This is a genomic window from Nocardiopsis moroccensis (genome assembly GCF_055763695.1).
Genome location: NZ_CP199747.1, coordinates 574418 through 600653, shown reverse-complemented (window position 1 = coordinate 600653; position 26236 = coordinate 574418). Strand labels below are relative to the sequence as shown.

Genomic DNA, 26236 nt, shown 5'->3' with positions numbered 1-26236 from the left:
AGACCGGACTCGCTGGTCCGGTCGGTGGTCAGTGGGGCGAGGCGCGGTTCCCGTGGCGGTCGGTTGTGCTGAAAACGGCCCCGGACACTCCTCGCCTCCGGTCAGTCTAGTGGGTCCCGGGGACTCAGGAACCGTTCACGACCGCCTGGTAGGCCTCGTTCAGCAGCTCAGGTGCGGGTCCGCTGAGGATCGCGGGCACGGCCAGGCCGTCCAGGACGACGAAGCGCAGGGTGGCTCCGCGGGCCTTCTTGTCCACGGCCATGGTGGCACGCAGCTCGGGCCAGGACTCGGCGGCGTAGCTGACGGGCAGACCCACCGAGGTGAGCAACGACCGGTGCCGTTGGACCAGGGCGTCGTCGATCCGGCCGTCCAGGCGGGCGAGTTCGGCGGCGAAGACCATGCCGATGGAGACCGCGTAGCCGTGCCGGAAGGTGTAGTTCTCGGCACGTTCGATGGCGTGCCCGAGGGTGTGGCCGTAGTTGAGGATCTCACGGCGGCCGCTCTCCCGGAGGTCGCCGGAGACCACGTCGGCCTTGACCCGGATGGCGCGTTCGATGAGTTCGCGTGTGTGCCTGCCCTCGGGGATGGTGGCGCCCTCGGGGTCGTCCTCGACCAGATCGCAGATGGCGGGGTCGTCGATGAACCCGGCCTTGATGATCTCGGCCAGTCCGCCGATGTAGTCGGCTCCGGGCAGGCTCGGCAGGGTGGCGAGGTCGCAGAGCACCCCGGCCGGGGGATGGAAGGCGCCCACGAGGTTCTTGCCCTCGGGGGTGTTGATACCGGTCTTGCCGCCGACCGCGGCGTCGACCATGCCCAACAGGGTGGTGGGCACCAGCACCGAACGGACCCCGCGCAGCCAGGTCGCGGCGACGAACCCGGCCAGGTCGGTGGCGGCCCCGCCGCCCACACCGACCACGGCGTCGCTGCGGGTGAAGTTGGCCCCGCCCAGACGCGACCACAGGTCGACGGCGACGGCGGCGGTCTTGGCGGCCTCGCCGTCGGGTACCGGCATGGGCAGCACCCGGTAACCGGCCTCCTCCAGAGCGCCGACCACGGGGCGGGCGATCTCGCCCAGTCCTTCGGGGTGGATGACCGCCACCTGCGCGGCGTCGCCGACCAGGGAGGGCAACTCGGAGAGGACCCCGCTGCCGACCACCACGTCGTAGCGTCCGGTGGGCTCTCCCACACCGATCCGGGTCGCGGTCACTTCTCGGCCTTTCCACTGGTCCGGGGCCCCTCGGGGAGGGAGGGCACGATGCTGTCGACGATCTCCTCGGGGTGGTACTCCGTCGTGGGCACGGTCACCGTGGCGAGGCCCTCGTAGACGGGCAGCCGCTCGTTGAGGAGTTTGCGCAGCTGGGTGCGCGGGTTCCCGGACAGCAGGGGGCGGGCCACGTCCATCCCGACGCGCTTGGCCGCCTCACCGAACTCCACCTGGAGGTAGACCACGTGGTGGTCGGCGAGGTCCCTGCGGGTGTCCTCGTTCAGCACCGCGCCGCCGCCGACCGCGATGACGCCCTCCCAGGCGCGCAGCCCCTCGGCGACCACCTCGCGTTCCAGGGCCCGGAAGTGTTCCTCGCCGTCCTGGATGAAGATGTCGCTGATGGGCTTGCCCGCCCGTTTCTCGATCTCGGTGTCGGTGCACAACAGGTCCGCGCCGAGGCGGCGGGCCAGCGCCTCACCGACGGTGGACTTGCCCGAACCGGGCGAACCGATGAGCACCGCGATCGCTCTTGCCACGCTCTGCCTACCTCTGGGGGTGTCGCTCCCCACGGGGGCGGGGAGGAAATCTCTACCGTGTGTCCCCTGTCTAGCAGAAACACCGGCACCGCCGACCCGGAGTCGACCGGGCAGTGGACGGCGGCGGGGCGGGGGCCCGGGGGACCGGGAGGAGGGCGGCCCGTCCTCCGGTGGGGACGGGCCGGTCGTTCTAGCGGATCTCCAGTGAGTCCAGGTAGCCCCGGAGGTTGCGGGCGGTCTCGGAGAGCGAGTCACCGCCGAACTTCTCGATGGCGGCCTCGGCGATGACCAGGGCGACCATGGCCTCGGCGACCACACCGGCGGCGGGGACCGCGGTGACGTCGCTGCGCTGATGGTTGGCCTTGGTGGATTCGCCGGTCTCGATGTCGACGGTGTCCAGCGCCTTGGGCACGGTGGCGATGGGCTTCATCGCGGCACGCACGCGCAGCGGGTCGCCGGTGGACATGCCGCCTTCGACACCGCCCGCGCGGTTGGTGCGGCGGCGCACGCCGTCGGGACCCGGTTCGATCTCGTCGTGGGCCTCGGAGCCGCGGCGGGCCGCGGTGCGGAAGCCGTCACCGACCTCCACGCCCTTGATGGCCTGGATGCCCATGAGAGCCCCGGCCAGGCGGGAGTCCAGACGGCGGTCCCAGTGGACGTGGCTGCCCAGCCCGGGCGGCAGGTTGTAGGCGAGTACCTCGACGACTCCGCCCAGGGTGTCCCCGGACTTCTTGGTGTCGTCGACCTCCTCGACCATGCGGGCGCTGGTCCGGGCGTCGAAGCAGCGCAGCGGGTCCTCGTCGATCGCGGCGAGGTCCTGCGGCTGCGGCTCGGGAGCGTTCTCCGGAACGGCGACGGGTCCCATGGAGACCACGTGGCTGAGGATCTCGACGCCGAGCGCCTGGCGGCAGAACTGCCGTGCGACCTCGCCGACCGCGACCCGGGCCGCGGTCTCGCGGGCGCTGGCGCGCTCCAGGATCGGTCGGGACTCGGTGTGCCCGTACTTCTGCATGCCGACGAGGTCGGCGTGGCCGGGACGGGGGCGGGTGAGCGGCGCGTTGCGCGCCACGCCGTCCAGTTCCTCGGCGGGGACCGGGTCCGGCGACATCACCTTCTCCCATTTGGGCCACTCGGTGTTTCCGACCTCGATCGCGACCGGCCCACCCTGGGTGATGCCGTGCCGGATGCCTCCGATGACGGAGACCTGGTCCTTCTCGAACTTCATCCGGGCGCCCCGACCGTACCCGGCGCGGCGGCGGAGCAGTGCGGCGGCGATGTCGTCAGAGGTGACGGACACACCGGCCGGAAGGCCCTCCAGAATCGCGACGAGTGCAGGTCCGTGGGACTCCCCCGCGGTCAGCCAACGCAACATGTGCACGATCCTCCCACGGATCACACCCCGGGGTCGCCACCGGGATCACGGTTAGGACGTGTTCGGAAGCAGCGGTTGCCCTGCCAGAACGGTGATGAGTGCGGCGCAGAGCATGAACGGGCCCAGCGGCAGGGGTTCGGCCCGGGTGATCCGTCGCAGAACCAGCAGGGCCAGGCCGAGCAGGGAGAAGGCGGTGAAGGCCCAGAAGGCGGCGACCAGCGCGCCCACAGGGCCGGCGGCCCAGCCCGCGTAGAGACCGGTGAGCCCGGACAGTTTGACGTCGCCGAAACCGAGCCCACCCGGTCTGATCCGCCACATCAGCCAGTACAGGACCGTGATGAGGGCCATGCCGACGAGGGCCTGGGCACCGCGTTCGGTGTCGGGGCCGGCGGGCGGGAGGAGCACCGCAGCGGCCAGGAGGAGGGCCGCGGCGGGGTAGGCGGGGGCCACGAGGGCATCGGGCAGGCGCATGACCCGCAGGTCGATGACGGCCAGGGGGACTCCGAGCGCGACGAGCCAGAGCACCGCCAGCAGGCCGAAGGGCGACCAGGTCCAGAGGTGCCACGGGGTGAGGGCTCCGACCAGCGCGAAGAGCAGGGCGGTGGTGAGGACGACCGCCGTGTGCGGGCGGACGCGCTGTTCACAGTGGGGGCAGGCGCCGCGTTGGCGGAAGGGGCGGGCCGCGACGAGCGGGAGTCCGCGGACGAAGCGGAGTTCGACTCGGCAGTGCGGGCAACAGGGCGGCGGCGGCCCGTCCTCGTCCTCCTCCGGATCAGGGGGGAGAGCGGTGTCGGAGGGTAGGGGCTCAGAGACGGCGGACGGGACGTCAGGCGCGCCTTCCCGGTCCGCGTGCGTGCCTGTGGCACTCTCCGAAGCGGGACGGGGCCGACTCGGGGGCGCCTGGCCCGGGAGGGTCTGCGCCGGGGGGTCGCCACCTGTCGGAACCCGGTCCCGCCCTGCCGTCCGCGAGGTGGACGGGGCACCCGGCCCGGTCTCGGGCCCGGAACCGGGTGGCCCTGCGGCGGGTGACCCCGGTTCCACCGTGCTCGCGGGCCCGGGCGGGCGGGCCGGACCGAAGAGGTGGACGAGGCGGCCGAAGGTACGGCCGACCACGATGCCGAGCGCACCGAGGACGGCGGCCGCCAGGACCGCCCACAACAGCGGGGACAGCGTGAAGGCCAAGGGGGTGGGCATGTTCGGAAGTTACCCGTTGGGGTCGCTCCGCGACAGTGCTTACGGCGGTCTGTGGACAACCCGGCGGGAGGGGCCCCGCACCCCTGCTCCGGCGCCCGCCCCCGCGGCCCCCTCCTGGCGGGACGGGGCCGACGGGGGATCATTCCCCATCGCGTCGGGCGCGCACCACCGCGCTGAGTTCGACCCCTCCGGGCAGGACGTGCTGGAGTTCGGTGCTCAGTCGTTCGGCGACGCGGCGCAGCGACTCGTCGTCCCGTTCGTCCAGTTCCAGGCGGATGCCGATCTCCCCGCGCTCGGAGGGGTGGATGCGTACGCGCTCGATCCCGAACTCGGCGTGGGTCACCCGGTAGATGAGCGCCAGGACCTGCGGGTCGTCCTTGGGCTCGGGCACGGCGCCCTCTTCGGCGAGCAGGGTGAGGAAGCGTCCCTGAACGGTGTACGGAACCGGCCCGGACACGTCGAGGACCAGGGCGTCGGCGTTCTCCTCCAGGGTGGCCCGGCAGGCGTCCTGGGTGGTGAAGGGCACCGGGCGGGCGTCCGCGCGCCAGCGCCGGACGGCGTCCACGGAGGTGAAGGCCAGCACCCCCCGCCGACCGTCCTTGCCGGTCATGACGGGGATGGCCACCTCGCTGTTCTTGTCCTTGGTGAGCCCGCCCGCGCCCTCCTCGGTCTCGGTGGCCACGGCGACCACCGGCACGAGCACGCGGGACCCGCTCAGGGCGGTCAGGACCTGGCGGTCGCCGATCCTGCCCGCCGCGTGGTCGCGCAGGCGGGCCTCGACTTCCGGGTCGGCACTGCCGTCGTCGTCGCGGAAGTTCTGGGCGCCGGTGATCGATGGTCTGCTCACGGGGTCCGAGCCTACCCGGGGCGGGCGGCCGCCGTGCGACCGCTTCTCGGACAGGAAGGTGTGCCCGCTCCTGCCCCGCGGAGGCGCCCGGTCACCGGCCCGCCCGGACTACTCGGGTTCCCCGACCTGCTCCGGATACCCGCCGCCGAGGGTGTCGACGATCCCCCTGAGCTGGTCGACCTGGCTGTCGGAGAGCCGGTCGAACATCAGGGACCGCACCCGGGCCGCGTGGCCCGGCGCCGCCCGGTCGAGGGCGGTCGCGCCCCGCTCGGTGAGGACCGCCCACAGTCCGCGCCGGTCGTCCTCGCAGTGCTCCCGCCGCACGTGGCCCTCGCGTTCGAGCCGGGCGATCTGGTGGGACAGGCGGCTTCTGGAAACGATGACGGTCTCGGCGAGGACCCGCATGCGCATGCGCTGCCGCGGTGCCTCGGAGAGGTGGGCGAGGATGCCGTACTCGATGAGCGAGAAACCGTCACGGGTTCGCAGGTCGCGTTCGAGTTCGTCGTAGATCCAGGCGTTCATGCGCAGGAACCCACGCCAGACGTCCTGTTCGTCGGGCTCGAGCCAGGCCTTGTCCATGGCCTGATTCTAACGAGGGGGTCTTGCGTCCTGGAACCCGAAGACCTAAACTCCTTCCCAGGAAGATACTTCTAAGGCACTTTGTTCTCAGGTAGAGAGTTGGCCCGCAGCCCGGGCCGTCCACACACAGGGAGAGACACCATGGCCGTTCAGGAACTCAAGCCCGGCACCTGGAAGATCGACGCCGCCCACAGCGTGGTCGGCTTCTCCGTCCGCCACATGATGGTGAGCAAGGTCCGCGGCCGCTTCGAGAAGTTCGACGCCACGCTGATCGTGCCCGAGGACCCCACCAAGGCCTCCGTCGAAGCCACCATCGACGCCGGTTCGATCAACACCGACAACGGCGACCGGGACAACCACATCCGGTCCGCGGACTTCTTCGAGACCGACAACCACCCGGAGTTCACCTTCCGCTCCACCGGTCTGGAGGCCAAGGGCGAGGACTTCGTCCTCAAGGGGGACCTGACCATCAAGAAGAACACCCACCCGGTCGAACTGGCCCTGGAGTTCAACGGCTCCACCGTGGACCCCCACGGCCTGGACCGCGCGGGGTTCTCCGCCACCACCACCATCAGCCGTAAGGAGTTCGGCGTCGACATCGAGATGCCGATGGACGGCGGCGGCGTGGTCGTCGGCGACAGGATCAACATCGAGATCGACGCCGAGTTCACCCGACAGGACTAGGCAGCACATCGTCCCGGCACGGCTCCACCACCGCCCGGCCGGGACACCTCCGAGGACCTGGGGAGGACCTCGGAGGGAGACGGTGTCCGAGCGTGGCCGCCCGAGGGAGCGGCCACCGCCCCGATTTTTGACGACACCCCGTCATGAAATCTGTGAGGCCTCGGATATCGTCAGCGGGGGAGGGTCCACACGACCCTCCCCCGCTTCACGTTTGCGAACCGTGCGTCCCCGCACTCACATGTCACAACCCCGTGCGCCGAGAACCGCAGGAGAGCCCCACCGTGCCGTCCACCCCCTTCTCCCCCGAGGTCGTCACCGCCGTCACCGCCCACATGAACGGTGACCACCCCGAGGACACGCTGCTCATCTGCCGCGCGCTGGGCGGCCGGCCCGAGGCCACCGCCGCCCGGATGACCGGCCTGGACGGCGAGGGCGGCGACTACGCGGTCACCGTCGAGGGCACCGAACACCATGTGCGCATCCCCTGGGCCGAACCGCTCACCGAACGCGCCCAGATCCGCGCCGAGGTCGTCCGCATGTACCAGGAAGCCTGCGCCGAACTCGGAACCGCCCCGCGCGGACAGCACTGAGACGCCCCGGGAGGGTACCGGCCCCGCCGACGCCACCGGGCGGACGCCGGTGACACCGGGTGACGGAAACCGGAACCAGAGCGGCACCGGAGGAGTCCAACGCGGTTGAAGGGGCTACCAGGGGAATCGGCCGACGCCCCGGGACAGGAGTGGCTCCATCACTCCGATCCGGCACGCGCACGACCTAACCTGGAAGGGTCCGCCCCTCCCCCAGCCCCCCGGACGTCCGCAACCGACCGCCTATCCGAAGGATGGCCCCGGACCCGATGGTCACGCCCGACCCCGGTGACGAGAACGCACCGACCCAACGGATCGACCCCGCCCAACCCGCCGCCCGGGCCAACCCGGCGGCAGGGGCCACGCGTTGGGTCACCCGCGTGCTCCGGCCGGGGGCCTCCCCACCGGAACCACAGCCCGGCGCGCAGCCCGACGAGGCGCCCACCCGCGTCGTCCCCCCGGGTACCGACCGCACCACCGTCCTCCCCGGGGACACCGCCGACGGCACCCGGGCCCGTCCGCCTGCCCCGCCCACCACACCGCTGGGCGGAGGCCGCCCCTCGTCACGTCCCACCGCCGGCCATGGCGCGCCCGAGGCCCGCAGCCCGTGGTGGCGGGTGCTGTTCGGCCCCCTCCTGGACTGGATGGCCCGCCTGGTCTCACGCGTGGTCGTGGGGCCCGCGGGCGACCTCGACTACGCGGTTCCCGCCGAACTCCGCCGCCGGTACCAGGTCCTGGACCACGTCGGCGCGGGCGGCGAGGCCGTCGTCTACCTCGCGGAACCCGCCGACTCCCCCGGGCGCAGACTCGCGCTGAAGGTGTACCGCCCCGGCCACGACATCAACCGCGAACTCCTGGACCGCCTGCGCGCGCGGGGCACCGCCTCCCCGTACACCCCGGCGATCCACGGGTACGGGACCGCGGCCAGTTCCTGGGGCGAGGACCTGGCCTGGGAGGCCCAGGAGTACTTCTCCCTGGGCACCCTGCGCGAGGTCATCAACCAGGCGCCCATGGACGACGCGCGGGCCGAGGCCGTGGTCCGTGCCGTCGCCGACTGCCTGCACCACTGGCAGGGCGAACTCCAGCACAACCACACCGACGTCAAACCCGAGAACCTCCTGGTCCGCTCCCTGGACCCGCCGGTGGTCGCCCTCACCGACTTCGGCGGTGCCGTGCGCGCCACCATGAGCCGGGTCTACGGCGGCCAGGCCGTCACCGAGGACTACGCCGCCCCCGAGGTGATCGAGGGCCGCCGCGAGGCTCCGGCCGCCTGGTGGTCCCTGGGCGTGATGGTGCACGAACTCGTCACCGGTCGCCGCCCCGAACGCGGCGGGAACTGGCTGACCGCCCGCAACACCGAGGTGGACATCTCGGCGATCACCGACGAGCGCTGGCGCCTGCTCGCCCGCGGACTGCTCACCCTCGCACCCTCCGCCCGATGGGGCCACGAGGAGGTCGCCGCCTGGTTGGCCGGGGAACGCCCGCAGATCCGTACCGCGCACCGGATGCGTCCCATCAACTTCGCCGGGGCCCTCCACGGGGACCCGCCCAGCCTCGCCTTCGACCTGATCGACCGTTCCGACACCGGCGCGATGTGGCTGCGCAGCCACTGGCCCGAGCTACGGACCTGGCTGGACCGCGAAGTCAACGACTACACCTTCGACCGGGCCTACCTCACCGGTCTGGACGCCCGGCCCGACCTCGCACACGTCGCGATCAGCGCCCTGGCCGCCCGCTACGTACCGGGCATGCCGCCGCGTTTCCGCGGCCACGAGATCAGTGCCGACGGCCTGCTGGCCCTGGCCACCGGCGAGGCCAGCCGCCACGCGGTGGTGCGCGAGGCGGTGGAGTCCGGTGTGGTGGGCCTGGCCTCCCAGCACTGGTGTCCGCACCCCGGCTGCCGCTCCGGCGGTTCGGGGCGGTGCGCACTGCTGGAACGGGTCCAGCACGAGGTCCCGCTCCTGATGGCACGGGTGCACGAGACCCTGGAGCGCGTCGCGGGTTCGGGCCCGGACGCGCCCCGGCGCCCCGCCGCCCACGAACTCGACTCCACCTGGGCACGGGCCGTGGAGCTGGTACTGGTCCCCGAGACCGCCTCCCGGCACCGGTCGCTGCTGCGCCGCCAGTCCTGGCACCCCAGCCAGCGCAGTGCCGCGCCGAACGCGCCCTGGTGGCTGGAGCAGCGCAAGACCGCCCTACGCGACGGCGGCGACCAGCTGGCCAGCCGGGGCGCGATGCTCACCGCGCTTCTGCTGCTGCCCGAGGCCGCCCGGATCGGCGGCACGATCGCCGAACGCGAGCGCGCCGACGGCAGGGCGCGCCGACAGGACCGGTGGGCCGCCCTCGCCGGTTCGGCCCGGGAACGCTGGGGAAGCGCCCGGGAGAAGGTCACCAACGCCAGACAGCAGCGGGCGGGGGCCGCGGCCACACGGCCCGACGACCCGGCGCGGTCCGGGGACCCCACCCGACCGCAGGAGCCCGTCGCCGCCGGGGAACGGCGTCGGCAGGACCGGGCCGCCCGCCGGGTCGAGAAGACCATGGGCCAGATCCAGCGCGCGATGAGGGCGGGCAGGTGCCGCCGCTTCGCCTACCCGGCCGCCCTGCTGGGGCTGGTCGACGGTCTGGGCCGGGCGCTGCGGCCCGAGGCCGGTTTCTTCCCCGAGAGCGAGTTCGTCACCGACGCCTACACCGGGCTCCTGGAGTTCAGCGACAACCCGGTGGCCGACGGGGCCGCTGTGCTGACCGGGCTGCTGCCCGGCGGGATCGATGCGCTCTGGTGGTTCCCGGTGCTGCTGGCGGTCCTGCTCCTGGTACTGGGCCGCACCGCTGCCAGGTCCACGGTCAAGGCGCGGCGCCGCCTGGGCGCCTTCCGCCTGGCGGTCGCGGGTTCACTGCTGATGCTCGTGGTGGTGTTCTCGACGGGGCTGCTGGCCCTGGGTTCCGGTGTGCTCATCCCGTTGGACGGTCTGCTCGGTTGATCTGCCCCGGCCGGGCGCGGGCACGCTAAGATCACCCGGTCCAGCGACGAGCGGAGGAGTGACAGGTGGGCGAAGTGTTCGAACTGCGCGCCGGAGAGTACCGGGCGCGCATCGACCGGATCGGGGCCGGACTACAGGAGCTCACCTGGCGTGAACGCGACCTGGTCTGGCCCTATACCCGCGGGGAGGGACCCCTGGCCTTCCAGGGCCAGCTGCTGGCCCCCTGGCCCAACCGGGTCGGCTCGGGCCGCTACACCTTCCAGGGCACCGGGTACCGGCTGGACGTCAACGAAGAAGCCACCGGATCGGCAATCCACGGCCTGGTCAACGACCTGGAGTGGGTTCCGCTGGAAGAGTCCGAAGAGGCGGTGGCCCTGCGGCTGGACTTCCCCGGGACCTCCGGCTACCCGTTCCCGCTGGAACTGACCGTCACCTACCGGCTGGGCGCCGAGGGGCTGTCCGTCGCCACCGTGGCGCGCAACACCGGCGCCACCGAGGCCCCGTTCGGCCTGGGCTTCCACCCGTACCTCACCCTGGGCACCCCGCTGCACGAGCTCGCCGAGCGGGGCGAGGTCACCGTGGAGGCCACCGTCGGCAGCTACCAGCCCACCGACGCCCGGCTGCTGCCCGCGGGCGACCCGCTGCCGGTCGCCGGGAGCGGTTTCGACCTGCGCCCGCCCGCCCGGGAGCTGGGGAGCACGGTACTGGACACCGCCTTCACCGACCTCGAACGGGACGCCGACGGGTGCGCCTGGGTGCGCCTCAGCGGGCCCGAGCACCGGGTGTCCCTGTGGTGCGGACCGGGTTTCGGGTGGCTCCAGCTGTTCACCTCGGACACCCTGGGCGGCGGACTCCACCGCGCCCACCTGGCCGCCGAACCCATGACCTGTCCGCCCGACGCCCTGAACAGCGGCCGCGACCTGTTCGTCCTGGACCCTGGGGAGAGCGTCGAACGGACCTTCGGGATCCTCGCCGACCAGCTCTGAAAGGTCGGGGAGGGTGCCGTGCCCGTGCCCGGGAGGACACCGGGATCCGGCGGTTCGTCACTGTTGGATGCCACAGTGGGACGATGACGACCCTTTCCCAGCTTCGGCGGACGGCCCTGTCCCATCCGGGGGCCGCCGAACGCTCCGTCCGTCCCGGGGTGATCGCCTTCACCGTGAACGGGACCGCCTTCGCGACGAAGGACGAGGGCGACGGCGTGCTGCTTCGCCTGCCCGAGGCGGAGGCCGCCGAGGTCCTCTCCGCCCACCCCGGGGCGCAGGCCTCGGGAGCCGAGGTGCGGGTGCCGCTGGCCGACATCGACGGTCAACAACTGAACCACTGGGTACGGCGTGCCTGGATGGCACACGCCCCCGCGTCGCCGGCCGAGAGGGCGCTCGCCGCTCAGAAGGCGGTCCCCGGCGAGGTCGGGGACCTGCCCCGGGGCATCGGCGGACCCGCCACCCGGGCGCTCGTCGACGCGGGGATCACCAGCCTCGACCAGGTGGCGGCCCTGACCGAGGCCGAACTGAAGGCGATGCACGGGGTCGGACCCAAGGCCGTCCGAGTACTGGGCGAGGCACTCGACGCCTCCGGGAGCGGTTTCAGACGCCCTTGAGCACCTCGCTCAACCTGGCGAGGTCCTCCTCGGTGTCGATGTCCTCGGGACTGGCGACGTCGTCGCAGGCCACCGTGGTGACCAGGTGGGAGTAGGCGCGCAGGAACGGGCGGGCGCCCACGTCCTGTTCGGCCATCGAGTAGACCGTGGACCAGTGCTCACGACCCAGCATCACCGGGTTGCGGGGGTTGCCGTTGTAGGTGGCCACGGCGACGCGGGCGCCCTGCTCGTAGGCCTCCACCAGGCGTCGGACGGCTTCGGCGGTGACCAGCGGCTGGTCCGCGAGGGCGACGAGGAAGGCGTCGACGGTGTCGGGCATGGCGTCGATCCCGGCACGGACCGAGGAGCCCATACCGGTGGACCAGTCGGGGTTGTTCACCGTGAGGGCGCCGGCCACGGTGGTGTCCGCGGCACCCAGCACGACCATGACCGGGGCGCAGCCGCCCTGGCCCAGGATGCGTGCGCCCCGGTCGACGAGGCGTTCACCACCGAGTTCCACCAGGGCCTTGGGACGGCCGAGTCTGCTCCCAGAACCGGCCGCCAACAGCAGACCCGCAACCAGGCCCGTACGATCAGCTCCCCTGTTCTCCGGCTCCCCAGTACCCATGACGCGATGATGCCACGGACCGGTCTCCCGGGTGGCCCGCCTGGTTCAGCCCGCACACAAGAATCGGGGCGTGCTGCCACGACCAAGGCTCTGAACTGGCGCTTTCTTGAAGGCCCGGTTTCGGTTCACCTTTGACGCTGACCGAATCCGGCCGGAATCAAAGGGCTGTCGGACGTGTCACGGTGGATCCTGCCCCGGGTCTCGCGCAGGGCCCGACCGCTGCCGCCCCACCGGCTCTGCACCAACTCGGCGGCGATGGACACGGCCGTCTCCTCCGGGGTGCGGGCCCCCAGGTCGAGGCCGATCGGCGAGTGCAGCCGGTCCAGGGCCGCCTCGTCCACCCCCGCCTCCCGGAGCCGTTCCAGACGGTCCTGGTGGGTACGCCGGGAACCCATCGCGCCGATGTACCCGGCACTGGTGGCCAGCGCCCGTTTGAGGACGGGGACGTCGAACTTGGGGTCGTGGGTGAGCACGCAGACCGCGGTGCGCTCGTCGATCTCCTCGGCGATCTCGTCCAGGAAGACGTGCGGCCACTTGACCACCACCTCCTCGGCGGTGGGGAACCGCTTCGCGGTGGCGAACACCGGCCGGGCGTCGCACACCGTCACCCGGTAGCCCAGGTAGGAGCCGAGGTCGGCCACCGCGGCCGCGAAGTCGATGGCGCCGAACACCAGCATGCGGGGGGCCGGGGCGAACGACTGGACGAACACCTCCAGCTCGTCACCGCGCCGCTGCCCGTCCACCCCGTAGTGCAGCAGCCCGGTACTGCCCTGGGCGAGCATGCCGCGCACGTCGTCGTCCAGGGCCGCGGCCAGGCGCTCGCCGCCCTCCCCCAGGTCTCCTTCGGCGTCGCCGGGCCACACCACACGGCGACGGCCCACCCGGCCCGAGTCCGAGGGGTCGGAGACGATCGTGGCCACCGCCACGGGCTGGTGTTCGTCGATGGCTCCGATCACCGCGCCCAGCTGGGCGTGGGTCTCCCGGTTGATCGGCTCGACGAACATGTGCAGGGTTCCGCCACAGGTCAGTCCGACGCTGAAGGCGTCCTCGTCGCTGACGCCGTAGGTGCGGCGCACCGGCACGCCGGTGCGGATGGCCTCCAGTGCCTCCTCGTAGACGGCGCCCTCCACACAACCGCCCGACACGCTGCCGGTGACCTCCCCGGAGGCGGTCACCAGCATGGCCGCTCCCGCGTCACGGGGGGCACTCCTGTAGGTGTCGACGACCGTGGCCACCGCGAACGTCTCCCCCGAGGCGTACAGTTCGGACACGGTCGCTCGGATATCACGCACTCGGCACCTCTTCCTGAGTTCCCTACGGCGGGGCCGCCCCGGCTCTGTGGTCCCCGGTACAACCTATGTGCCCCGGACAACACAGAAGAGCCCCCGTTCCTCCAGGAAACGAGGGCCCGATTCGGTTTCGCCTACGAACGGGAGCGCTGCCGGGCGCCGCCCCGGGACCGGGGCGGTAGGTTCCGTCCCAGCGGTGTCCGGTGTCCGCTCACGGGTGTTCGGGCTCCTCGCCCTCACCGCGGTCCAGCATCGAACGGAACTCCGCCAGGTTGCGCCGGGCCAGATCACCGTCGGTGCTCTGGATACCCATCACCGGCAGCGAGGTGCCGTCCGACAGGTCCAGCGAGGGCCACGGTTCCCCGACCGGCATCCGGATGTCCAGGACCTCCGGCCACGCCAGGTGGTGGGTGCGGATCCCGTTGATCACGATCACCTTCCGCCCGGTGGCGATCAGCCGGGGACGGGCGAGCATGTGCAGCCCCGCGGCCACCACCAGGCCCAGGCCGACCACCAGCGCCCGGTCCATCAACCGCCAGTCGGCGGGCAAGGTCACGGCGAGCGCGACCATGGTCGCCACGATCAGCACCCCCAGGCCGTAGGCGACCAGCCGTACCGCACGGGGCCGCCAGGTCCTCGGCAGAACCGGCTTCCTCGACGCCTCGTCCACAGGTTGTTCCCTCGTCCGCACCAACTGCTCCATCCGTGTTCGCGCGCTCGGGCACGTCCCCCGGTTCCTCGTCCTGCTCCAGCGGGCGTGCAACAGGAGGGTGGGGTCAGCGGCGCAGCCCGCGCAGGGCCGCCGCCGTGTCCAGGGCGGCCAGCGCAGCCTCGGCGCCCTTGTCCTCGACGCTTCCCGGCAGGCCGGCGCGGTCACGCGCCTGTTCCAGGGTGTCACACGTGAGTACACCGTTACCCACGGGGGTGGATTCACGCAGGGCGACCTCGGTCAGCCCGTGCGTGACCGACTGGCACACGTAGTCGAAGTGCGGTGTACCGCCGCGGATGACCGCGCCCAGGGCGATCACCGCGTCGTGCTTGCGTGCCAGCTCCTGGGCGACCACCGGAATCTCCACGGCCCCGGCGACCTTCACCACGACGGGCTCGCCGGCCCCAGAGGCCTTCACCACGTCGAGCGCGTTGGCGAGCATCGGCTCCACGATCGGCTCGTTCCACCGGGTGACGACGATGCCCACCGACAGCCCCGAAGCGTCGACCTGGTGTTCGTCCGGACGTCCTGTGCCGCTCATGACCGGCCTTTCTGGGGTTCTCGGGAACGGATTGAGTGGGGAGCGCGGGTCGGAGCCCGACTACTTGGTGACACCGGCCAGGTCGTGGCCCATCCGGTCGCGCTTGGTCAGCAGGTAGGAGAGGTTGTCGTCGGTGACGAAGGTCGGCATCGCCACCCGCTCGGTCACCCGGACCCCGTGGCGCTCCAGCCCCTCGGCCTTGGCCGGGTTGTTGGAGAGCAACCGCACCGAGGACACCCCCAGGTCGGTGAGGATCTGCGCGCCCGCACCGAACTCACGCGCGTCGGCGGGCAGGCCCAGACGCAGGTTCGCGTCGACGGTGTCCGCGCCCTGGTCCTGCAGGCTGTAGGCACGCAGCTTGTGCAACAGGCCGATCCCCCGGCCCTCGTGACCGCCCATGTACACGATGACCCCGCGCCCCTCCTTGGCGATGTCGGCCATGGCGGCCTCCAGCTGGGCGCCGCAGTCGCAGCGGTAGGAACCGAACGCGTCTCCGGTCAGGCACTCCGAGTGCAGACGGGCCAGGACGTCGGTGCCGTCGGTCAGGTCGCCGTGGACCAGGGCGACGTGCTCGGCGCCGTCCGTGGTGCCCTTGAAACCGACCGCGCGCCACTCCCCGTGCTGGTTGGGCATACGGGTCTCGACCATGCGGGTGACCAGCGCGGGGTTGGCCTCCTCCTCGGTGAGGGTCTGACCGAGGGCGGCGCGGTACGCGGCCAGTTGTTCGACGGACACCAGCTTCAGGCCGTGCTCGTCGGCGAACTCGCGCAGTCGGGGCAGGCGGGCCATGGTGCCGTCGTCGTTGACCACCTCGGCCAGCACGCCGGCGGGGCGCAGACCGGCCAGGCGGGCGAAGTCGACCGAGGCCTCGGTGTGGCCGCGGCGGGCCAGGACACCGCCCGGGCGGGCGCGCAGCGGCAGGATGTGTCCGGGGCGTACGAAGTCGACGGGGCGGCTCTCGGCGGCGGAGAGCAGGCGGATGGTGCGCGCCCGGTCGGCGGCCGAGATGCCGGTGCTGACGCCCTCACGGGCGTCGACGGTGACCGTGTAGGCGGTGCGCAGGCTCTCCTCGTTGCGCGCGGTCATCAGCGGCAGGTCGAGACGGTCCAGGTCCTCGCCCTCCATCGGCACGCACACCACGCCGGAGGTGTAGCGGATCATGAACGCCAGCAGTTCGGGGGTGGCGAGCTCGGCGGCGAAGATGATGTCGCCCTCGTTCTCACGGTCCTCGTCGTCCACGACCACGATGGCCTTGCCGGCGGCGAACTCGGCGATGGCGTCCTCGATGCGGTCGAGGGCGACGGTCTGCCCGTTCTGCTCGGGGGCGGCGGCCGGGGTGGTGTCGGTGACGGTCATTCCCGCTCCTGAAGGTGCGTGGTGGGTGGTTCGATGGGTGGTGGCGTCGGCGGGGCGCCGCGCTAGGCGCGGGTGCGGTCCGGGGCGCTGTCGCTGCTGCGGGCCCGGGCGACCGCGGTGATGCGTTCCACGTACTTGGCGATCACGTCCACCTCGATGTTGACGGTGGCGCCGACCGCCAGGCCGCCCAGAGTGGTGGCCTCCAGGGTGGCGGGAATGAGGCTGACCTCGAAGTACTCGTCCTTGGCGCCGGGGGCGCTCACGGCGGAGACGGTGAGACTGGTGCCGTCCACGGTGATGGAACCCTTCTCCACCACGTACGGGGAGAGCTCCGGGGACATGCCGAAACGTAGAACGTCCCAGTTGTCGCCGGGATTCCGGGAGAGGAGGGTGGCGGTGCCGTCGACGTGGCCCTGGACGACGTGGCCGCCCAGGCGCGAGTCGGTGCGGGCGGCGCGCTCCAGGTTCACGGGGGCGTCGGGGGCGAGGTCGCCGAGGGTGGAGCGGTCCAGGGACTCCTTCATCACGTCGGCGGTGAAGGTGTCCTCACCCTGGCCGACGACGGTCAGGCACACGCCGTTGACCGAGATGGAGTCGCCGTGTCTTGCGTCGGAGCTGACCAGGGGGCCGTGCACGGTGAGCAGAGCCGCCTCACCGTTGGTCCCGGCCGGCTCGAGGGAGATGACCCTGCCGAGTTCTTCCACGATTCCGGTGAACACGCCCTACGTCCCTTCGCCTGGCACGGCTCCGGGGAAAAGGTGCGCGGAAAACGGGTCCACGGCAAGGACGAAAACGGGCACCGTCGCCAAGGATCGGCACGGCTCGGATCCGCCCCAACGCGTACTGCCTCCCATCCGGACTTTAACCGTCGGTACCGGAATTCCACCGGTTCAACCGGCCGATGGACTCGGCCGGGTCGCGGACTGTCACCGCCGGTTCGGACTTTCACCGACCCCGGAGCACGCGTTTGACTATTGTCTAAACGAGCACGATCCTAACCCCTCGGACGGCCGAGCGCATAGCCGGTGTGACCTGATTCATGCCCGACCGGTGTCCCCGGGCCCCTCCACGGGGGTCTGCTCGGGTGTGTCCTTCGGCCGCTCGGCCAGACCGGAGCGCACGAACATCTCCGGCGCCCCGTAGCAGGCCCAGAAGGCCATCACCCCGTAGACCGCGAAGGCCACGAGCGCGGCGGGGAATCCGGTCAGGCCCCGGAAGAGGACCTGGTCCAGGACCAGGATGAGCACCACCACCGAGATACCGAGGACGAAGCGGGCGGTCCTCGCGGTGACCGCGCCCGCCGCGCTGTACCAGCCGCGGCGGTGGAGCAGAGTGAGGCCACCGGCCCCGCCCAGGAGGGCGCCGCCGGCCGTATAGAGCCCGGCCAGGGTGTGCCCGGCGGGGTCGGTGGGGGTGGCTCCGATCCATTCGGCGGCCGGGACCGTCCAGTCACCGCGCACGCCGAACTGCCAGGCGGTGGCCACCGCACACGGCACCAGGGTGAGGGCCAGCAGGTAGGACACCCAGCGCACCGTGTCCAGCGAGCGCCACCAGGCCAGCACGCGGTCCTCCCAGCTCAGGACGGCCCAGAGGAGGGCCCCGCCGACCAGCAGGCCGACCAGGACGTCGCTGGGGAAGTGCACACCCAGGTAGATCCGGGAGAGGGCCACGAGTGCGATCACTGCGGCGGCCGCTCCCAGCAGGGCTCTGCGGCCGGACTTCGCCGCGAGGTAGCCGTAGGTCACCGTCGCGGCCTGGGTGTGCCCGGAGGGCATCCCGAAGCTGCCGTGGTGGCTGTGCCCGGTGACCAGCGCGTCGAACCAGTAGGGCCGGGGAGTGTAGAACACCGCCTTGAGCAGGTTGTTGACCAGACCGGAGGCGACGACCGCGACGAACAGGCGGGCACCCAGACCCGCGTGGACGCTCCAGAAGACGGCGGCCAGCAGGACGACGATCAGGCCCTGGGACCCCAGGAAGGTGAGGACGCCCATCGGATGGGCGAGCCAGTCACCCCATCCCTGCAACCAGCGGACGGCGGCGCTCTCCGTCTCCCGGAAGGCATCCATGGCCAGGTGCTCGGTGTTCCAAGCGTTCACGCGTACTCCACGGGTCCGCGCCTGGCAACGCGCTCACGCCGCGCCGCTCCCCCGGACACGGGCACTTGCGGCGCGCGCAGGGGAAGACGGAGCCGCGACCAAGCGAAAATCAACGACTACAGCGGGCAGCATAGGGCGCACGGGGCCGTTGTGACCAGGCCCACAGGGATGCCGCACCGCGATCGTTATCCGCCGGGACCGTGGCGGCCCGGATCAGGCCGGCTTGCTGACCCGCTGGGCCTGGGCACGCAGGGAATCGATTGCCTTGGCCGGGTCCTGGGCGCCGTAGACGGCGGAACCGGCGACGAAGACGTCCGCCCCGGCCTCGGCCGCGCGCTCGATGGTCTCGTCACTCACCCCGCCGTCGACCTGGAGCCAGACCGCGGCGCCGCGCTCGTCCATGAGTTCCCGGGCCCGGCGGATCTTGGGCAGCACCAGATCCAGGAACTTCTGGCCGCCGAAACCGGGCTCGACGGTCATCAGCAGCAGCATGTCCATCTCGCCGAGCAGGTCCGTGTAGGGGTCGACCGGTTCGGCGGGGTTGAGTGCCAGTCCGGCGCGGGCGCCCTGCTTGCGGATCTCGCGCAGGGTGCGCACGGGGGCGCCGGCTGCCTTGGCGTGGATGGTGACGCTGCCCGCGCCCGCCTCGGCGTAGGCCGGCGCCCAGCGGTCGGGGTCCTCGATCATCAGGTGGCAGTCCAGCGGGGTGGCGGCCGCCCTGACCAGGGACTCCACCACGGGCAGACCCAGGGTGAGGTTGGGGACGAAGTGTCCGTCCATGACGTCGACGTGCAGCCAGTCCGCGTTGGGGACGGCCGCCGCCTCGTCGGCGAGGTGCGCGAAGTCGGCGCTGAGGATGCTGGGAGAGATCTGAATTGCCACGTCAGCAGTGTAGCCAGGGCGAGCCCGGGGCAGGTGGGAGGGGGAAGATGACACGGGGAGGCGCCATGCTCGACCAGGAGGGACTGCAGGACTTTCTGGAGGCCTACGGCCGGGAACTCGTGGCCGGGGACCTCGACGGGATCGCCGCCCGGCACAGCTACCCCGCCTATGTCGCGGGGGACACACAGAGCATCCCGGTGACCTCCCCCGCGGACGTCAAGGGGGCTTTCACGGGGGCGGCCGAGCGGTACCGGGAGCACGGGGTGGTCGGCGCGGTGCCCGAGATCCGCCGAATGGAGGAGCTCACGTCGAGACTGGTGTGGGCGGATGTGCGCTGGTCCTACCTCGACGGGACGGGCGCCGAGCTCCGGGCCGAGTCCTACCGTTACCTGCTGAGGGAGGCGGGGAACTCCTGCATGATCTGCGTGGTGGTCGCACTCGGGGCCGAATAACCAGCACCTTTACGACGTAGATTCCTTTTTGTCCAAATCTTCCCCTCTGGGCGTGACGCGGTCGGGGCGGCCAACCTGACGCCGTCACGTCCGGGAGCGGAGGGGGTTCGGGTGGGCTCGGGGAATCCGGTCATGCTGTCCCGGGGAGAGATGAACACCGTACTGGACGAGGCCGGGATCAGCCCGGACCGGTTGGAGGGGTACGAGGAGCTCGCCGAGGGAACCTTCAACAGCACCCACCGGCTACGGATGGCCGACGGACGTGACCTGGTCCTGAAGATCGCACCCGACCCCGCAGCCCCGGTGATGGGCTACGAGCGCGGGATGATGCGCACCGAGGAGTCCTTCTGGGGCGACCCGCTGGCCGAGACGGTCTCGCTCGCTCTGTTCGGCGACATCCAGGACGACCCGGCCCTCCTGGACGGCTACCGCGCCGCGGGCGGAACCCTCACCCTGGACGCCGACACCCGCCCGCGCCAGGCGCTGTACCGGAGCTACCTGTACCTGATCATGCTGGTCGAGGCGGTTCCCAGAGGCGCCGGAGGCCCCGCGCACGAACGCACGGCACAGCACGTCGGCCGGGAACTGACCGCAGCCCTGAGAGAACTCTCGGTCTGAGGGCGTGCGTGCCGCCGGGGCGTGTCCGGCGGGAACGTACCTAGTCCGACTTCTTCCGGAACAGGGCGAGGAACATCGCGTCGGTGCCGTGCACGTGCGGCCAGAACTGGACGTACCTGCCCTCCGGCCCCGCGGCGAGGTCGGGGACCTCGTCGAGGTAATCGGGAGCGCGCAGGAGTTCGAGGTCACCGCGTTCGTCCAGGACCCTCCGGACGACCACGTCGGTCTCGTCCAGGTGCGGCGAGCACGTCACGTAGGCGACCACGCCGCCGGGGCGTGCCGCCTCGACCGCGTTGGTGAGCAGTTCGTGCTGGAGCGGGGCGAGCCGGGCGACGTCCTCGGGGCCGCGCCGCCAACGGGACTCGGGGCGCCGGCGCAGGGCGCCCAGGCCGGTGCACGGCACGTCGGCCAGGACCCGGTCGAACGAACCCGGCTTCCAGGCGGGCCTGGTGCCGTCGGCGGCGATGACGCGGCCGGCGTCGCGGGGGGCGCGGCGTACGGCGTTCGCCACCAGGCCCGCGCGGGCGGGCTGGAGTTCGGAGGCGACCAGGCGGGCCGCACCCTGACCGGCGATGGAGGCCAACAGACCGGCCTTGCCGCCGGGGCCCGCGCACATGTCCAGCCAGAGGCCGTCGGAGCCGTGCGCGTCCACCCGGGACAGCGCCAGGGCGACGAGCTGGCTGGCCTCGTCCTGGACGGCGGCCCGGTTCTGCCGGACCTCACGGATCGCACCCGGGTCGCCCTCGGTCAGGTAGGCGGCGAAGGGCGAGTACCGGGCCGGGACGGCACCGGACTCCTCCAGGTCCGCGACCTTGGCCCGGCCCGGTTTGGCGACGAGGGTGACCTTGGGGCGCTCGTTGTGCGCGATCAACAGCTCCTCGGTCCGGACCAGGCCGTCCTTGGCCCGCTCCCCCAGGGCGCGGGCCAACTCCTTGACCACCCAGCGCGGGTGGCTCCGCACCACGGACAGGTAACCGCTGGGGTCGCGCTCACGGTCGGGGGCGATGACCTCGGTCCACGCCTCCAGGTCCCGGGCGCTGACCTTGCGCAGGATCGCGTTCACGAACCGGCCGCGGTGGTGGCCCACCACACGGCGGGCCAGGTCCACGGTCTCGCTGACCGCCGCGTGCGGCGGAATATTCGTGGACAGCAGCTGGTGGGAGCCGAGCCGCAGCAGGGGCAGCACCTCCTCGTCCACCGAGGAGAGCGAGCGGTCGACGCAGGTCTCCAGGATCGCGTCGTAGGTGCCCTGGCCGCGCAGGGTCCCGTAGGTGAGCTCGGTGGCCAACGCCGCGTCCCGGCCGTGGATACCGCGCTCGTTGAGCAGGGAGGGCAGCAGCAGGTTCGCATAGGCGTCACGCTGCTCGACCGCGCGCAACACGTCGTAGGCGACCCGGCGTGCCGGGTCGCGGGGCTGGGGCGGGCCGGACCGCCGGCCACCGCCCTGCCTGGGCTTCCCGCCCTTTCGCGGACGCTGCTGCCGGGACCGGGACTGCTCGCTCAACGTGTGCTCTGCCTCAACAAACCGGGGACATGTACCGGCGCGCGCTCACGCCCGCCAGTTCCGAGAGTACGGCAGCTCAACGGCCCAGTCGGTCGTCTTCGGTGGGGCGCACCCCGCGCGCCCAGTCCGCGGCGGCCATGGCCTTCTTGCCCTGCGGCTGGACCCGGTCGAGCTCGACCGGGTGGGTGCTGGTCCCCACGAGGACGCGTTTGTTGTCCGCGTGCAGCTGGCCGGGTTCCAGGTCGGGGCGGTCGGCGTCGGTCACCGGCCGGACCGGGCCGACCTTCAGGCGCATACCGCGGAAGGTGGTCCAGGCGCCGGGCGCGGGCGTGCAGGCCCGGGCAACCCGGTCCACGCGCTGGGCGGGCGCGGTGAAGTCGAGTTCGGCGTCCAGGGTGGTGAGCTTGCCCGCGTAGGACACGTCGGCGTTGGGCTGCGGGACCGGGCTGAGCTCGCCGGAGGCGATGCCGTCGATCGTGCGGGCCAGGAGCCCGGCCCCGGACACGGAGAGGCGTTCGAGGAGCTCACCGCTGGTGTCGGTGGGCCGGACCGTCTCGGCGAGGGTGCCGTAGACCGGCCCGGCGTCGAGCTCCTTGACGATCCGGAAGGTGGAGGCGCCGGTGACGTCGTCCCCGTGCAGGATGGCGTGCTGGACGGGGGCCGCGCCCCGCCAGGCGGGCAGCAGCGAGAAGTGCAGGTTGACCCAGCCGTGCTCGGGGATGTCCAGCGCGGACTGGGGCAGCAGGGCACCGTAGGCGACCACCGGACAGCAGTCGGGGGCGATCTCGGCGAGGCGCTCCAGGAACTCGGGGTCCCCCGCCTTGGCGGGCTTGAGGACCTCGATCCCCTCGCTCTCGGCGAGTTCGCCGACGGGGCCGGCGGAGACCCTGCGCCCGCGCCCGGAGCGGGCGTCGGGCCGGGTGATCACGGCCGCGACCTCGTGTTCGGAGTCGATCAGCGCCCGGAGTGAGGGCACCGCCACCTCAGGTGTTCCGGCAAAGACAAGCTTCATGTTTCGGGTCCCCCTCCGCTGCGCCTACGGGTCACTGTTCTACCAGTCCCGGCCGGGGCTCCCCGCCGGAAAGAGCGGGGTTGTCGGAAGGTTCTGATAAACCAGGAGTGATGACAGCGCAGCCCGGCCAGCCCGACGAGGTCCTCTTCGACCTGCCCGGACAGGAGAAGAAGGAACAGGCCAGGGGAAAGGCCGACACAGCGAAGAGCCGTCGCCCGGCCAAGCGTCGGCCCGCCGACCGGCTCCCCGTGGCACGCGTGATCGTCGACACCCCGCTGCCGCACCTGGACCGCTACTTCGACTACCGGGTACCGGCCGACATGGACGAGGCCGCCGTGCCCGGGTGCCGGGTCAAGGTGCGTTTCAACGGACGCCTGCTCGCGGGGTTCCTCGCCGAGCGGGTGGAGAGTTCGGACTTCGCCGGGCAGCTGGCCTATCTGGAGACGGTGGTCTCCCCCGAACCCGTGCTCACCCCGGAGATCCTGTCGTTGTCCAGAGCCGTCGCCGACCGGTACGCGGGCACCCTGAGCGATGTCCTGCGGTTGGCGGTACCGCCCCGACACGCGCGGGTGGAGAAGGAGACCGCGCGCGAGGAGCAGGCCCGGGAGGAGGACGTCGAGGGTGTGGAGCCCACCGACGAGGATCCTCCCGAGGTCCCCGAACACCCCGAGAGCGCGCTCCCGCCCGACGACGGCGCCCCCGTCCAGGAGACGGTGGAGGCGGCCGTACCGGAGGTGGACCCCGGCCCCTGGGACGCCTATCCGGAGGGCCCCGCCTTCATCAAGGCGTTGCACGCGGGACGTCCGGCCCGCGCGGTGTGGAACGCCCTGCCCGGCGGCGACTGGACCGACGCGATCGCGGTGGCGGCCGAGGCCGCCCTGGGCGCGGGGCGCGGCACCGTGGTGGTGCTGCCCGACGGCCGCGACGTGGCCGCGGTGGACGCGGCGCTCACCCGCAACCTGGGCGAGGGCCGCCACGCGGCGCTCACCGCCGACCTGGGCCCCGCGAAACGGTACCGGAGTTGGTTGTCCGTGCTACGCGGCCAGGTACGGGTCGTGGTGGGCACCCGGGCCGCCGTCTTCGCACCCGTCCGCGACCTGGGGCTGGTGGTCCTGTGGGACGACGGCGACGACGTGCACGTGGATCCGCACGCCCCCTACCTGCACGCACGCACGGTTCTGGCGATGCGGGCGCACCGGGCCGGCGCCGCGGCGCTGATCGGCGGACACACCCGTACCACCGACGCCCAGTTGCTGGTGGAGTCCGGGTGGGCGCGTCCGCTGGTAGCCGACCGGGCGACGCTGCGCAGCCGCGCCCCGCTGGTCAAACCCGCCGGTGACGACCGCGAACTCGCCCGGGACGGGGCCGCCCGGTCCGCGCGAATGCCGAGCGTGGCGCTGCGTTCGGCACGCGAGGCGGCCAGGAGCGGTCCGGTGCTGTTCCAGGTTCCGCGCCGGGGTTACCTGAACACCCTGGCTTGCTCGGGCTGCCGTGAACCCGCGCGCTGCGACGCCTGCAACGGGCCGTTGGCCGTGCGCGGATCACACGCCATGCCCTCGTGCGGCTGGTGCGGCCGGGTGGCCGGGCAGTGGGTGTGCCCCGGGTGCGGGGCGAGTCGGATGCGCGCGGTGGTGGTGGGCGCCCGCCGGACCGCGGAAGAGCTGGGCCGGGCCTTCCCGTCGCTGACCGTTCGTACCTCCGGCCGTGAGGAAGTGCTCTCCGAGGTCCCGGACAAACCGTCGCTGGTGGTGGCCACCCCCGGAGCCGAACCGGCGGTCACCGGCGGCGGGTACGCGGCGGCGGTGCTGTTGGACGGGTGGGCGCTGCTCAACCGGGCCGATCTGCGTGCCTCGGAGGAGACTCTGCGGCGCTGGCTGAACGCCTCCGCTCTGGTACGACCGGGCGGCGCGGTGGTGGTGTCCGCGGACGTCTCACTGCCCGTGGTGCAGTCGCTGGTGCGCTGGGATCCGGGTGGGTTCGCCGAACGGGAGCTGGCCGAGCGCAGGGAGCTCGGGTTCCCCCCGGCGGTGTCGATGGCCTCGGTCACCGGTGCCCCCGAACACGTGCGCGAGCTGCTGGACCAGATCGAGCTCCCGGAACGGGCCGAGCTGCTGGGGCCGGTGCCGGTGGGTCCGGAACGCACCGACAGCAGCGCCGACCAGACCGAACGGGCCCTGTTGCGGGTGCCACGCGGGTCGGTCGGGGAGCTCACCCGGGCATTGAAGACGGCGGCCTCGGCGCGCAGCGCACGCCGGGACGAACACCTGGCCCAGGTCCGGGTGGACCCGCTGCACGTGCTCTAGTGCGTGGGTTCCGCACCGAAGCGGGCCCGGTGGAGGTCCCGTAGGAGGGCGATCTCGGCGCCGTGGTGGATGAACTCGCGGTTCAGGTGCAGGATGAGCACGACCAGGGGGAAGTCGGACCACTGGGGCGCCTCGGCGTCGCCCACGGGGACGGCCAGGGCGTCGTCGTCCAGTTCCTGGACGTGGTCGGACCAGGTGAGGTAGGCGTTGCGCAGGCGCTGCCTGGCCTCGGCGGCGCTGCTGGGCCAGTCGATGGTGTCGCGGTTGGCGGTGCGGTCGCCGAAGTGCCAGTTGATGCGGGTCTCGAACAGGTCCACCACGATGTGGCCGAGGCGCCAGGCGATAGTGGTGACCGGCGGGGGTTCGGGTGCGGGGTAGGCGCCGTCGGGCGCGTGGCGGCCGTCCGGCAGTCGGCGCACGGTCCAGCTGTCCGGGACCGGCTCCCAGTAGTACTCCGCGTCGGTGAGCCCCTCCAACCGGGGCCACAGCGAGAAGTCCCAGTAGAACCGCATCTGGGCCAGGATCTCGCCGTTCCAGTTCAGTGCCATCGGCGCACTCCCCTTCCTCGCTCGGGCGCACGGCCCAGTCCGCCCAGGGTTCCACATCCCGGGGCGGGTACGTCGTCATCCGGGTAGGGCCACCAGGTGAGATCGGCGACCATCGGTTCGACGGGGAGGAAGGGGTCGAAGGCCCGTTCGACCACGGTTCGGGGCGCCGTGGAGGTGAGGGCGAGGTAACCTCCACCGCGCATCACCGAGTGGAGGGCGGCGAGCCCGGTGGGCGGGGCCTCCTCGGTGAAGGGGCGGGTCATCAGTACGGCGACGGGCTCGTCGAAGTCGACGAGCCCGCTGGTGTGGAGGCGGCGGAGCAGGGCCCCGTCCCCGGTGCCGGAAGCCTCACCGGACAGGACGGCCGCGTCGTCCGCGGCGGCGAGTATCCCGGCGGTCCCGTGCGGTGCGACGTGCACTACCGCGGCTTCGGCGTCGGCCCGGTGCACGCGCTCGGCGGTCCCGGGCACGGAACACCCCCAGTCCACGAACTGGCGGATGCCGGCGTCGGCGCACAGGTAGTCGATGACCCGGCCGAGGAAGGCCTGGTGGAGGCGGGTCTGCTCGGCTCGGGCCGGGTCCGGCGGCGGGCAGGGGCTCCCGCCGAGGTTGACGACCCGGGGTTCGCGTCCCGGGACGTGTGGGGTTTTCTGTTCTCGGAACACGGCCGTGAGGGGACCTGCCTTGGGTCCTCGGACGTCCGTCACGATCACGCTCCCCCAGCCGGTTCGCTCGTGG

General features: G+C 72.1%; 26 protein-coding genes and 1 riboswitch. Of the genes, 8 read left to right on the top strand and 18 right to left on the bottom strand.

What is annotated here, in order from left to right; all coding sequences use genetic code 11:
- Window positions 1-124: 124 nt before the first annotated feature.
- The 6 genes from aroB to ACUKCB_RS02480 all read right to left on the bottom strand — a co-directional run bounded on the left by aroB (window position 125) and on the right by ACUKCB_RS02480 (window position 5732).
- A complete protein-coding gene (aroB, locus tag ACUKCB_RS02505; RefSeq protein ID WP_473038820.1) occupies window positions 125-1207 on the bottom strand; it encodes a 3-dehydroquinate synthase in 1083 nt (360 codons plus the stop codon).
- Window positions 1204-1722 carry a shikimate kinase gene (locus tag ACUKCB_RS02500; RefSeq protein WP_473040898.1) on the bottom strand — a complete coding sequence of 173 codons (519 nt, stop codon included), beginning with the start codon at window positions 1720-1722 and terminating at the stop codon, window positions 1204-1206. Before ACUKCB_RS02500 ends, aroB begins: the two co-directional genes overlap by 4 nt.
- A gap of 208 nt (window positions 1723-1930) precedes the next feature.
- A complete protein-coding gene (gene aroC / locus ACUKCB_RS02495) occupies window positions 1931-3112 on the bottom strand; it encodes a chorismate synthase (protein WP_473038819.1) in 1182 nt (393 codons plus the stop codon).
- Between the two features lie 51 nt (window positions 3113-3163).
- Window positions 3164-4306, bottom strand: coding sequence for a prepilin peptidase (locus ACUKCB_RS02490; protein WP_473038818.1), 1143 nt, complete (start codon window positions 4304-4306; stop codon window positions 3164-3166).
- Window positions 4307-4445: 139 nt separating this feature from the next.
- Complete coding sequence (locus tag ACUKCB_RS02485) at window positions 4446-5153, bottom strand: SseB family protein (protein WP_473038817.1); 708 nt, start codon at window positions 5151-5153, stop codon at window positions 4446-4448.
- 108 nt (window positions 5154-5261) lie between these two features.
- Window positions 5262-5732, bottom strand: coding sequence for a MarR family winged helix-turn-helix transcriptional regulator (locus ACUKCB_RS02480; protein ID WP_473038816.1), 471 nt, complete (start codon window positions 5730-5732; stop codon window positions 5262-5264).
- A 141-nt stretch (window positions 5733-5873) separates the two neighbouring features.
- On the opposite strand from ACUKCB_RS02480, the gene ACUKCB_RS02475 reads away from it, so the two are divergent.
- The 5 genes from ACUKCB_RS02475 to ACUKCB_RS02455 all read left to right on the top strand — a co-directional run bounded on the left by ACUKCB_RS02475 (window position 5874) and on the right by ACUKCB_RS02455 (window position 11581).
- Complete coding sequence (locus ACUKCB_RS02475) at window positions 5874-6416, top strand: YceI family protein (RefSeq protein ID WP_473038815.1); 543 nt, start codon at window positions 5874-5876, stop codon at window positions 6414-6416.
- Between the two features lie 281 nt (window positions 6417-6697).
- Window positions 6698-7006, top strand: coding sequence for a DUF2470 domain-containing protein (locus tag ACUKCB_RS02470; RefSeq protein WP_473038814.1), 309 nt, complete (start codon window positions 6698-6700; stop codon window positions 7004-7006).
- A 266-nt stretch (window positions 7007-7272) separates the two neighbouring features.
- Window positions 7273-9981 carry a serine/threonine-protein kinase gene (locus ACUKCB_RS02465; RefSeq protein WP_473038813.1) on the top strand — a complete coding sequence of 903 codons (2709 nt, stop codon included), beginning with the start codon at window positions 7273-7275 and terminating at the stop codon, window positions 9979-9981.
- Between the two features lie 65 nt (window positions 9982-10046).
- On the top strand, window positions 10047-10967 hold the full coding sequence (locus ACUKCB_RS02460) for an aldose 1-epimerase family protein (protein WP_473038812.1): 921 nt from the start codon (window positions 10047-10049) through the stop codon (window positions 10965-10967).
- 83 nt (window positions 10968-11050) lie between these two features.
- Window positions 11051-11581, top strand: coding sequence for a hypothetical protein (locus tag ACUKCB_RS02455; protein ID WP_473038811.1), 531 nt, complete (start codon window positions 11051-11053; stop codon window positions 11579-11581).
- Here the strand turns inward: ACUKCB_RS02455 and ACUKCB_RS02450 are convergent.
- From ACUKCB_RS02450 to rpe, 8 genes are all read right to left on the bottom strand, one after another.
- Window positions 11568-12188, bottom strand: a complete 621-nt coding sequence (locus ACUKCB_RS02450) for a nucleotidyltransferase family protein (RefSeq protein WP_473038810.1) — start codon at window positions 12186-12188, stop codon at window positions 11568-11570. The two genes, ACUKCB_RS02455 and ACUKCB_RS02450, sit on opposite strands and share 14 nt — an antisense overlap.
- A 125-nt stretch (window positions 12189-12313) precedes the next feature.
- The gene (locus tag ACUKCB_RS02445; protein ID WP_473038809.1) at window positions 12314-13480 is read right to left on the bottom strand and encodes an XdhC family protein; all 1167 of its coding nucleotides are present in this window, start codon (window positions 13478-13480) and stop codon (window positions 12314-12316) included.
- A gap of 208 nt (window positions 13481-13688) precedes the next feature.
- The gene (locus tag ACUKCB_RS02440; RefSeq protein ID WP_473038808.1) at window positions 13689-14147 is read right to left on the bottom strand and encodes a PH domain-containing protein; all 459 of its coding nucleotides are present in this window, start codon (window positions 14145-14147) and stop codon (window positions 13689-13691) included.
- A gap of 106 nt (window positions 14148-14253) precedes the next feature.
- On the bottom strand, window positions 14254-14727 hold the full coding sequence (gene ribH / locus ACUKCB_RS02435; protein WP_473038807.1) for a 6,7-dimethyl-8-ribityllumazine synthase: 474 nt from the start codon (window positions 14725-14727) through the stop codon (window positions 14254-14256).
- Window positions 14728-14787: 60 nt separating this feature from the next.
- The gene (locus tag ACUKCB_RS02430; protein ID WP_473038806.1) at window positions 14788-16083 is read right to left on the bottom strand and encodes a bifunctional 3,4-dihydroxy-2-butanone-4-phosphate synthase/GTP cyclohydrolase II; all 1296 of its coding nucleotides are present in this window, start codon (window positions 16081-16083) and stop codon (window positions 14788-14790) included.
- Window positions 16084-16145: 62 nt separating this feature from the next.
- A complete protein-coding gene (locus tag ACUKCB_RS02425) occupies window positions 16146-16802 on the bottom strand; it encodes a riboflavin synthase (protein ID WP_473038805.1) in 657 nt (218 codons plus the stop codon).
- A 117-nt stretch (window positions 16803-16919) separates the two neighbouring features.
- A riboswitch (FMN riboswitch) is annotated at window positions 16920-17050 on the bottom strand.
- Between the two features lie 70 nt (window positions 17051-17120).
- Window positions 17121-18149 (bottom strand): phosphatase PAP2 family protein, encoded by a 1029-nt coding sequence (locus ACUKCB_RS02420; protein ID WP_473040897.1) that lies wholly within the window; start codon window positions 18147-18149, stop codon window positions 17121-17123.
- Between the two features lie 243 nt (window positions 18150-18392).
- The gene (gene rpe / locus ACUKCB_RS02415; RefSeq protein ID WP_473038804.1) at window positions 18393-19061 is read right to left on the bottom strand and encodes a ribulose-phosphate 3-epimerase; all 669 of its coding nucleotides are present in this window, start codon (window positions 19059-19061) and stop codon (window positions 18393-18395) included.
- Between the two features lie 65 nt (window positions 19062-19126).
- Here rpe and ACUKCB_RS02410 point away from each other — a divergent pair, with 65 nt between their 5' ends.
- A complete protein-coding gene (locus tag ACUKCB_RS02410; protein WP_473038803.1) occupies window positions 19127-19513 on the top strand; it encodes a hypothetical protein in 387 nt (128 codons plus the stop codon).
- A gap of 150 nt (window positions 19514-19663) precedes the next feature.
- Complete coding sequence (locus ACUKCB_RS02405) at window positions 19664-20131, top strand: hypothetical protein (protein ID WP_473038802.1); 468 nt, start codon at window positions 19664-19666, stop codon at window positions 20129-20131.
- A gap of 40 nt (window positions 20132-20171) precedes the next feature.
- On the opposite strand, the gene ACUKCB_RS02400 is transcribed toward ACUKCB_RS02405, so the two are convergent.
- Together ACUKCB_RS02400 and fmt are read right to left on the bottom strand one after the other, a co-directional pair.
- Window positions 20172-21635 carry an RsmB/NOP family class I SAM-dependent RNA methyltransferase gene (locus tag ACUKCB_RS02400; RefSeq protein ID WP_473038801.1) on the bottom strand — a complete coding sequence of 488 codons (1464 nt, stop codon included), beginning with the start codon at window positions 21633-21635 and terminating at the stop codon, window positions 20172-20174.
- Window positions 21636-21711: 76 nt separating this feature from the next.
- Complete coding sequence (gene fmt / locus ACUKCB_RS02395) at window positions 21712-22647, bottom strand: methionyl-tRNA formyltransferase (protein WP_473038800.1); 936 nt, start codon at window positions 22645-22647, stop codon at window positions 21712-21714.
- 110 nt (window positions 22648-22757) lie between these two features.
- Here fmt and ACUKCB_RS02390 point away from each other — a divergent pair, with 110 nt between their 5' ends.
- The gene (locus ACUKCB_RS02390; protein WP_473038798.1) at window positions 22758-24950 is read left to right on the top strand and encodes a primosomal protein N'; all 2193 of its coding nucleotides are present in this window, start codon (window positions 22758-22760) and stop codon (window positions 24948-24950) included.
- On the opposite strand, the gene ACUKCB_RS02385 is transcribed toward ACUKCB_RS02390, so the two are convergent.
- Together ACUKCB_RS02385 and ACUKCB_RS02380 are read right to left on the bottom strand one after the other, a co-directional pair.
- Window positions 24947-25498, bottom strand: a complete 552-nt coding sequence (locus tag ACUKCB_RS02385) for a DinB family protein (RefSeq protein ID WP_473038797.1) — start codon at window positions 25496-25498, stop codon at window positions 24947-24949. The genes ACUKCB_RS02390 and ACUKCB_RS02385 overlap by 4 nt on opposite strands.
- Complete coding sequence (locus tag ACUKCB_RS02380) at window positions 25489-26205, bottom strand: SAM-dependent methyltransferase (protein WP_473038796.1); 717 nt, start codon at window positions 26203-26205, stop codon at window positions 25489-25491. Before ACUKCB_RS02380 ends, ACUKCB_RS02385 begins: the two co-directional genes overlap by 10 nt.
- Between the last annotated feature and the right edge of the window lie 31 nt (window positions 26206-26236).

Excerpts from the sequence above, each read along its gene's own strand:
- ACUKCB_RS02430 (WP_473038806.1), bottom strand. The coding sequence starts at position 16,083 with ATGACCGTCACCGACACCACCCCGGCCGCCGCCCCCGAGCAGAACGGG.
- ACUKCB_RS02450 (WP_473038810.1), bottom strand. The coding sequence starts at position 12,188 with ATGGGTACTGGGGAGCCGGAGAACAGGGGAGCTGATCGTACGGGCCTG.
- ACUKCB_RS02405 (WP_473038802.1), top strand. The coding sequence starts at position 19,664 with ATGAACACCGTACTGGACGAGGCCGGGATCAGCCCGGACCGGTTGGAG.
- aroC (WP_473038819.1), bottom strand. The coding sequence starts at position 3,112 with ATGTTGCGTTGGCTGACCGCGGGGGAGTCCCACGGACCTGCACTCGTC.
- ACUKCB_RS02490 (WP_473038818.1), bottom strand. The coding sequence starts at position 4,306 with ATGCCCACCCCCTTGGCCTTCACGCTGTCCCCGCTGTTGTGGGCGGTC.
- ACUKCB_RS02480 (WP_473038816.1), bottom strand. The coding sequence starts at position 5,732 with ATGGACAAGGCCTGGCTCGAGCCCGACGAACAGGACGTCTGGCGTGGG.
- ACUKCB_RS02420 (WP_473040897.1), bottom strand. The coding sequence starts at position 18,149 with ATGGATGCCTTCCGGGAGACGGAGAGCGCCGCCGTCCGCTGGTTGCAG.
- ACUKCB_RS02385 (WP_473038797.1), bottom strand. The coding sequence starts at position 25,498 with ATGGCACTGAACTGGAACGGCGAGATCCTGGCCCAGATGCGGTTCTAC.
- ACUKCB_RS02390 (WP_473038798.1), top strand. The coding sequence starts at position 22,758 with ATGACAGCGCAGCCCGGCCAGCCCGACGAGGTCCTCTTCGACCTGCCC.
- fmt (WP_473038800.1), bottom strand. The coding sequence starts at position 22,647 with ATGAAGCTTGTCTTTGCCGGAACACCTGAGGTGGCGGTGCCCTCACTC.
- ACUKCB_RS02475 (WP_473038815.1), top strand. The coding sequence starts at position 5,874 with ATGGCCGTTCAGGAACTCAAGCCCGGCACCTGGAAGATCGACGCCGCC.
- ACUKCB_RS02465 (WP_473038813.1), top strand. The coding sequence starts at position 7,273 with ATGGTCACGCCCGACCCCGGTGACGAGAACGCACCGACCCAACGGATC.
- ACUKCB_RS02455 (WP_473038811.1), top strand. The coding sequence starts at position 11,051 with ATGACGACCCTTTCCCAGCTTCGGCGGACGGCCCTGTCCCATCCGGGG.
- ACUKCB_RS02410 (WP_473038803.1), top strand. The coding sequence starts at position 19,127 with ATGCTCGACCAGGAGGGACTGCAGGACTTTCTGGAGGCCTACGGCCGG.
- ribH (WP_473038807.1), bottom strand. The coding sequence starts at position 14,727 with ATGAGCGGCACAGGACGTCCGGACGAACACCAGGTCGACGCTTCGGGG.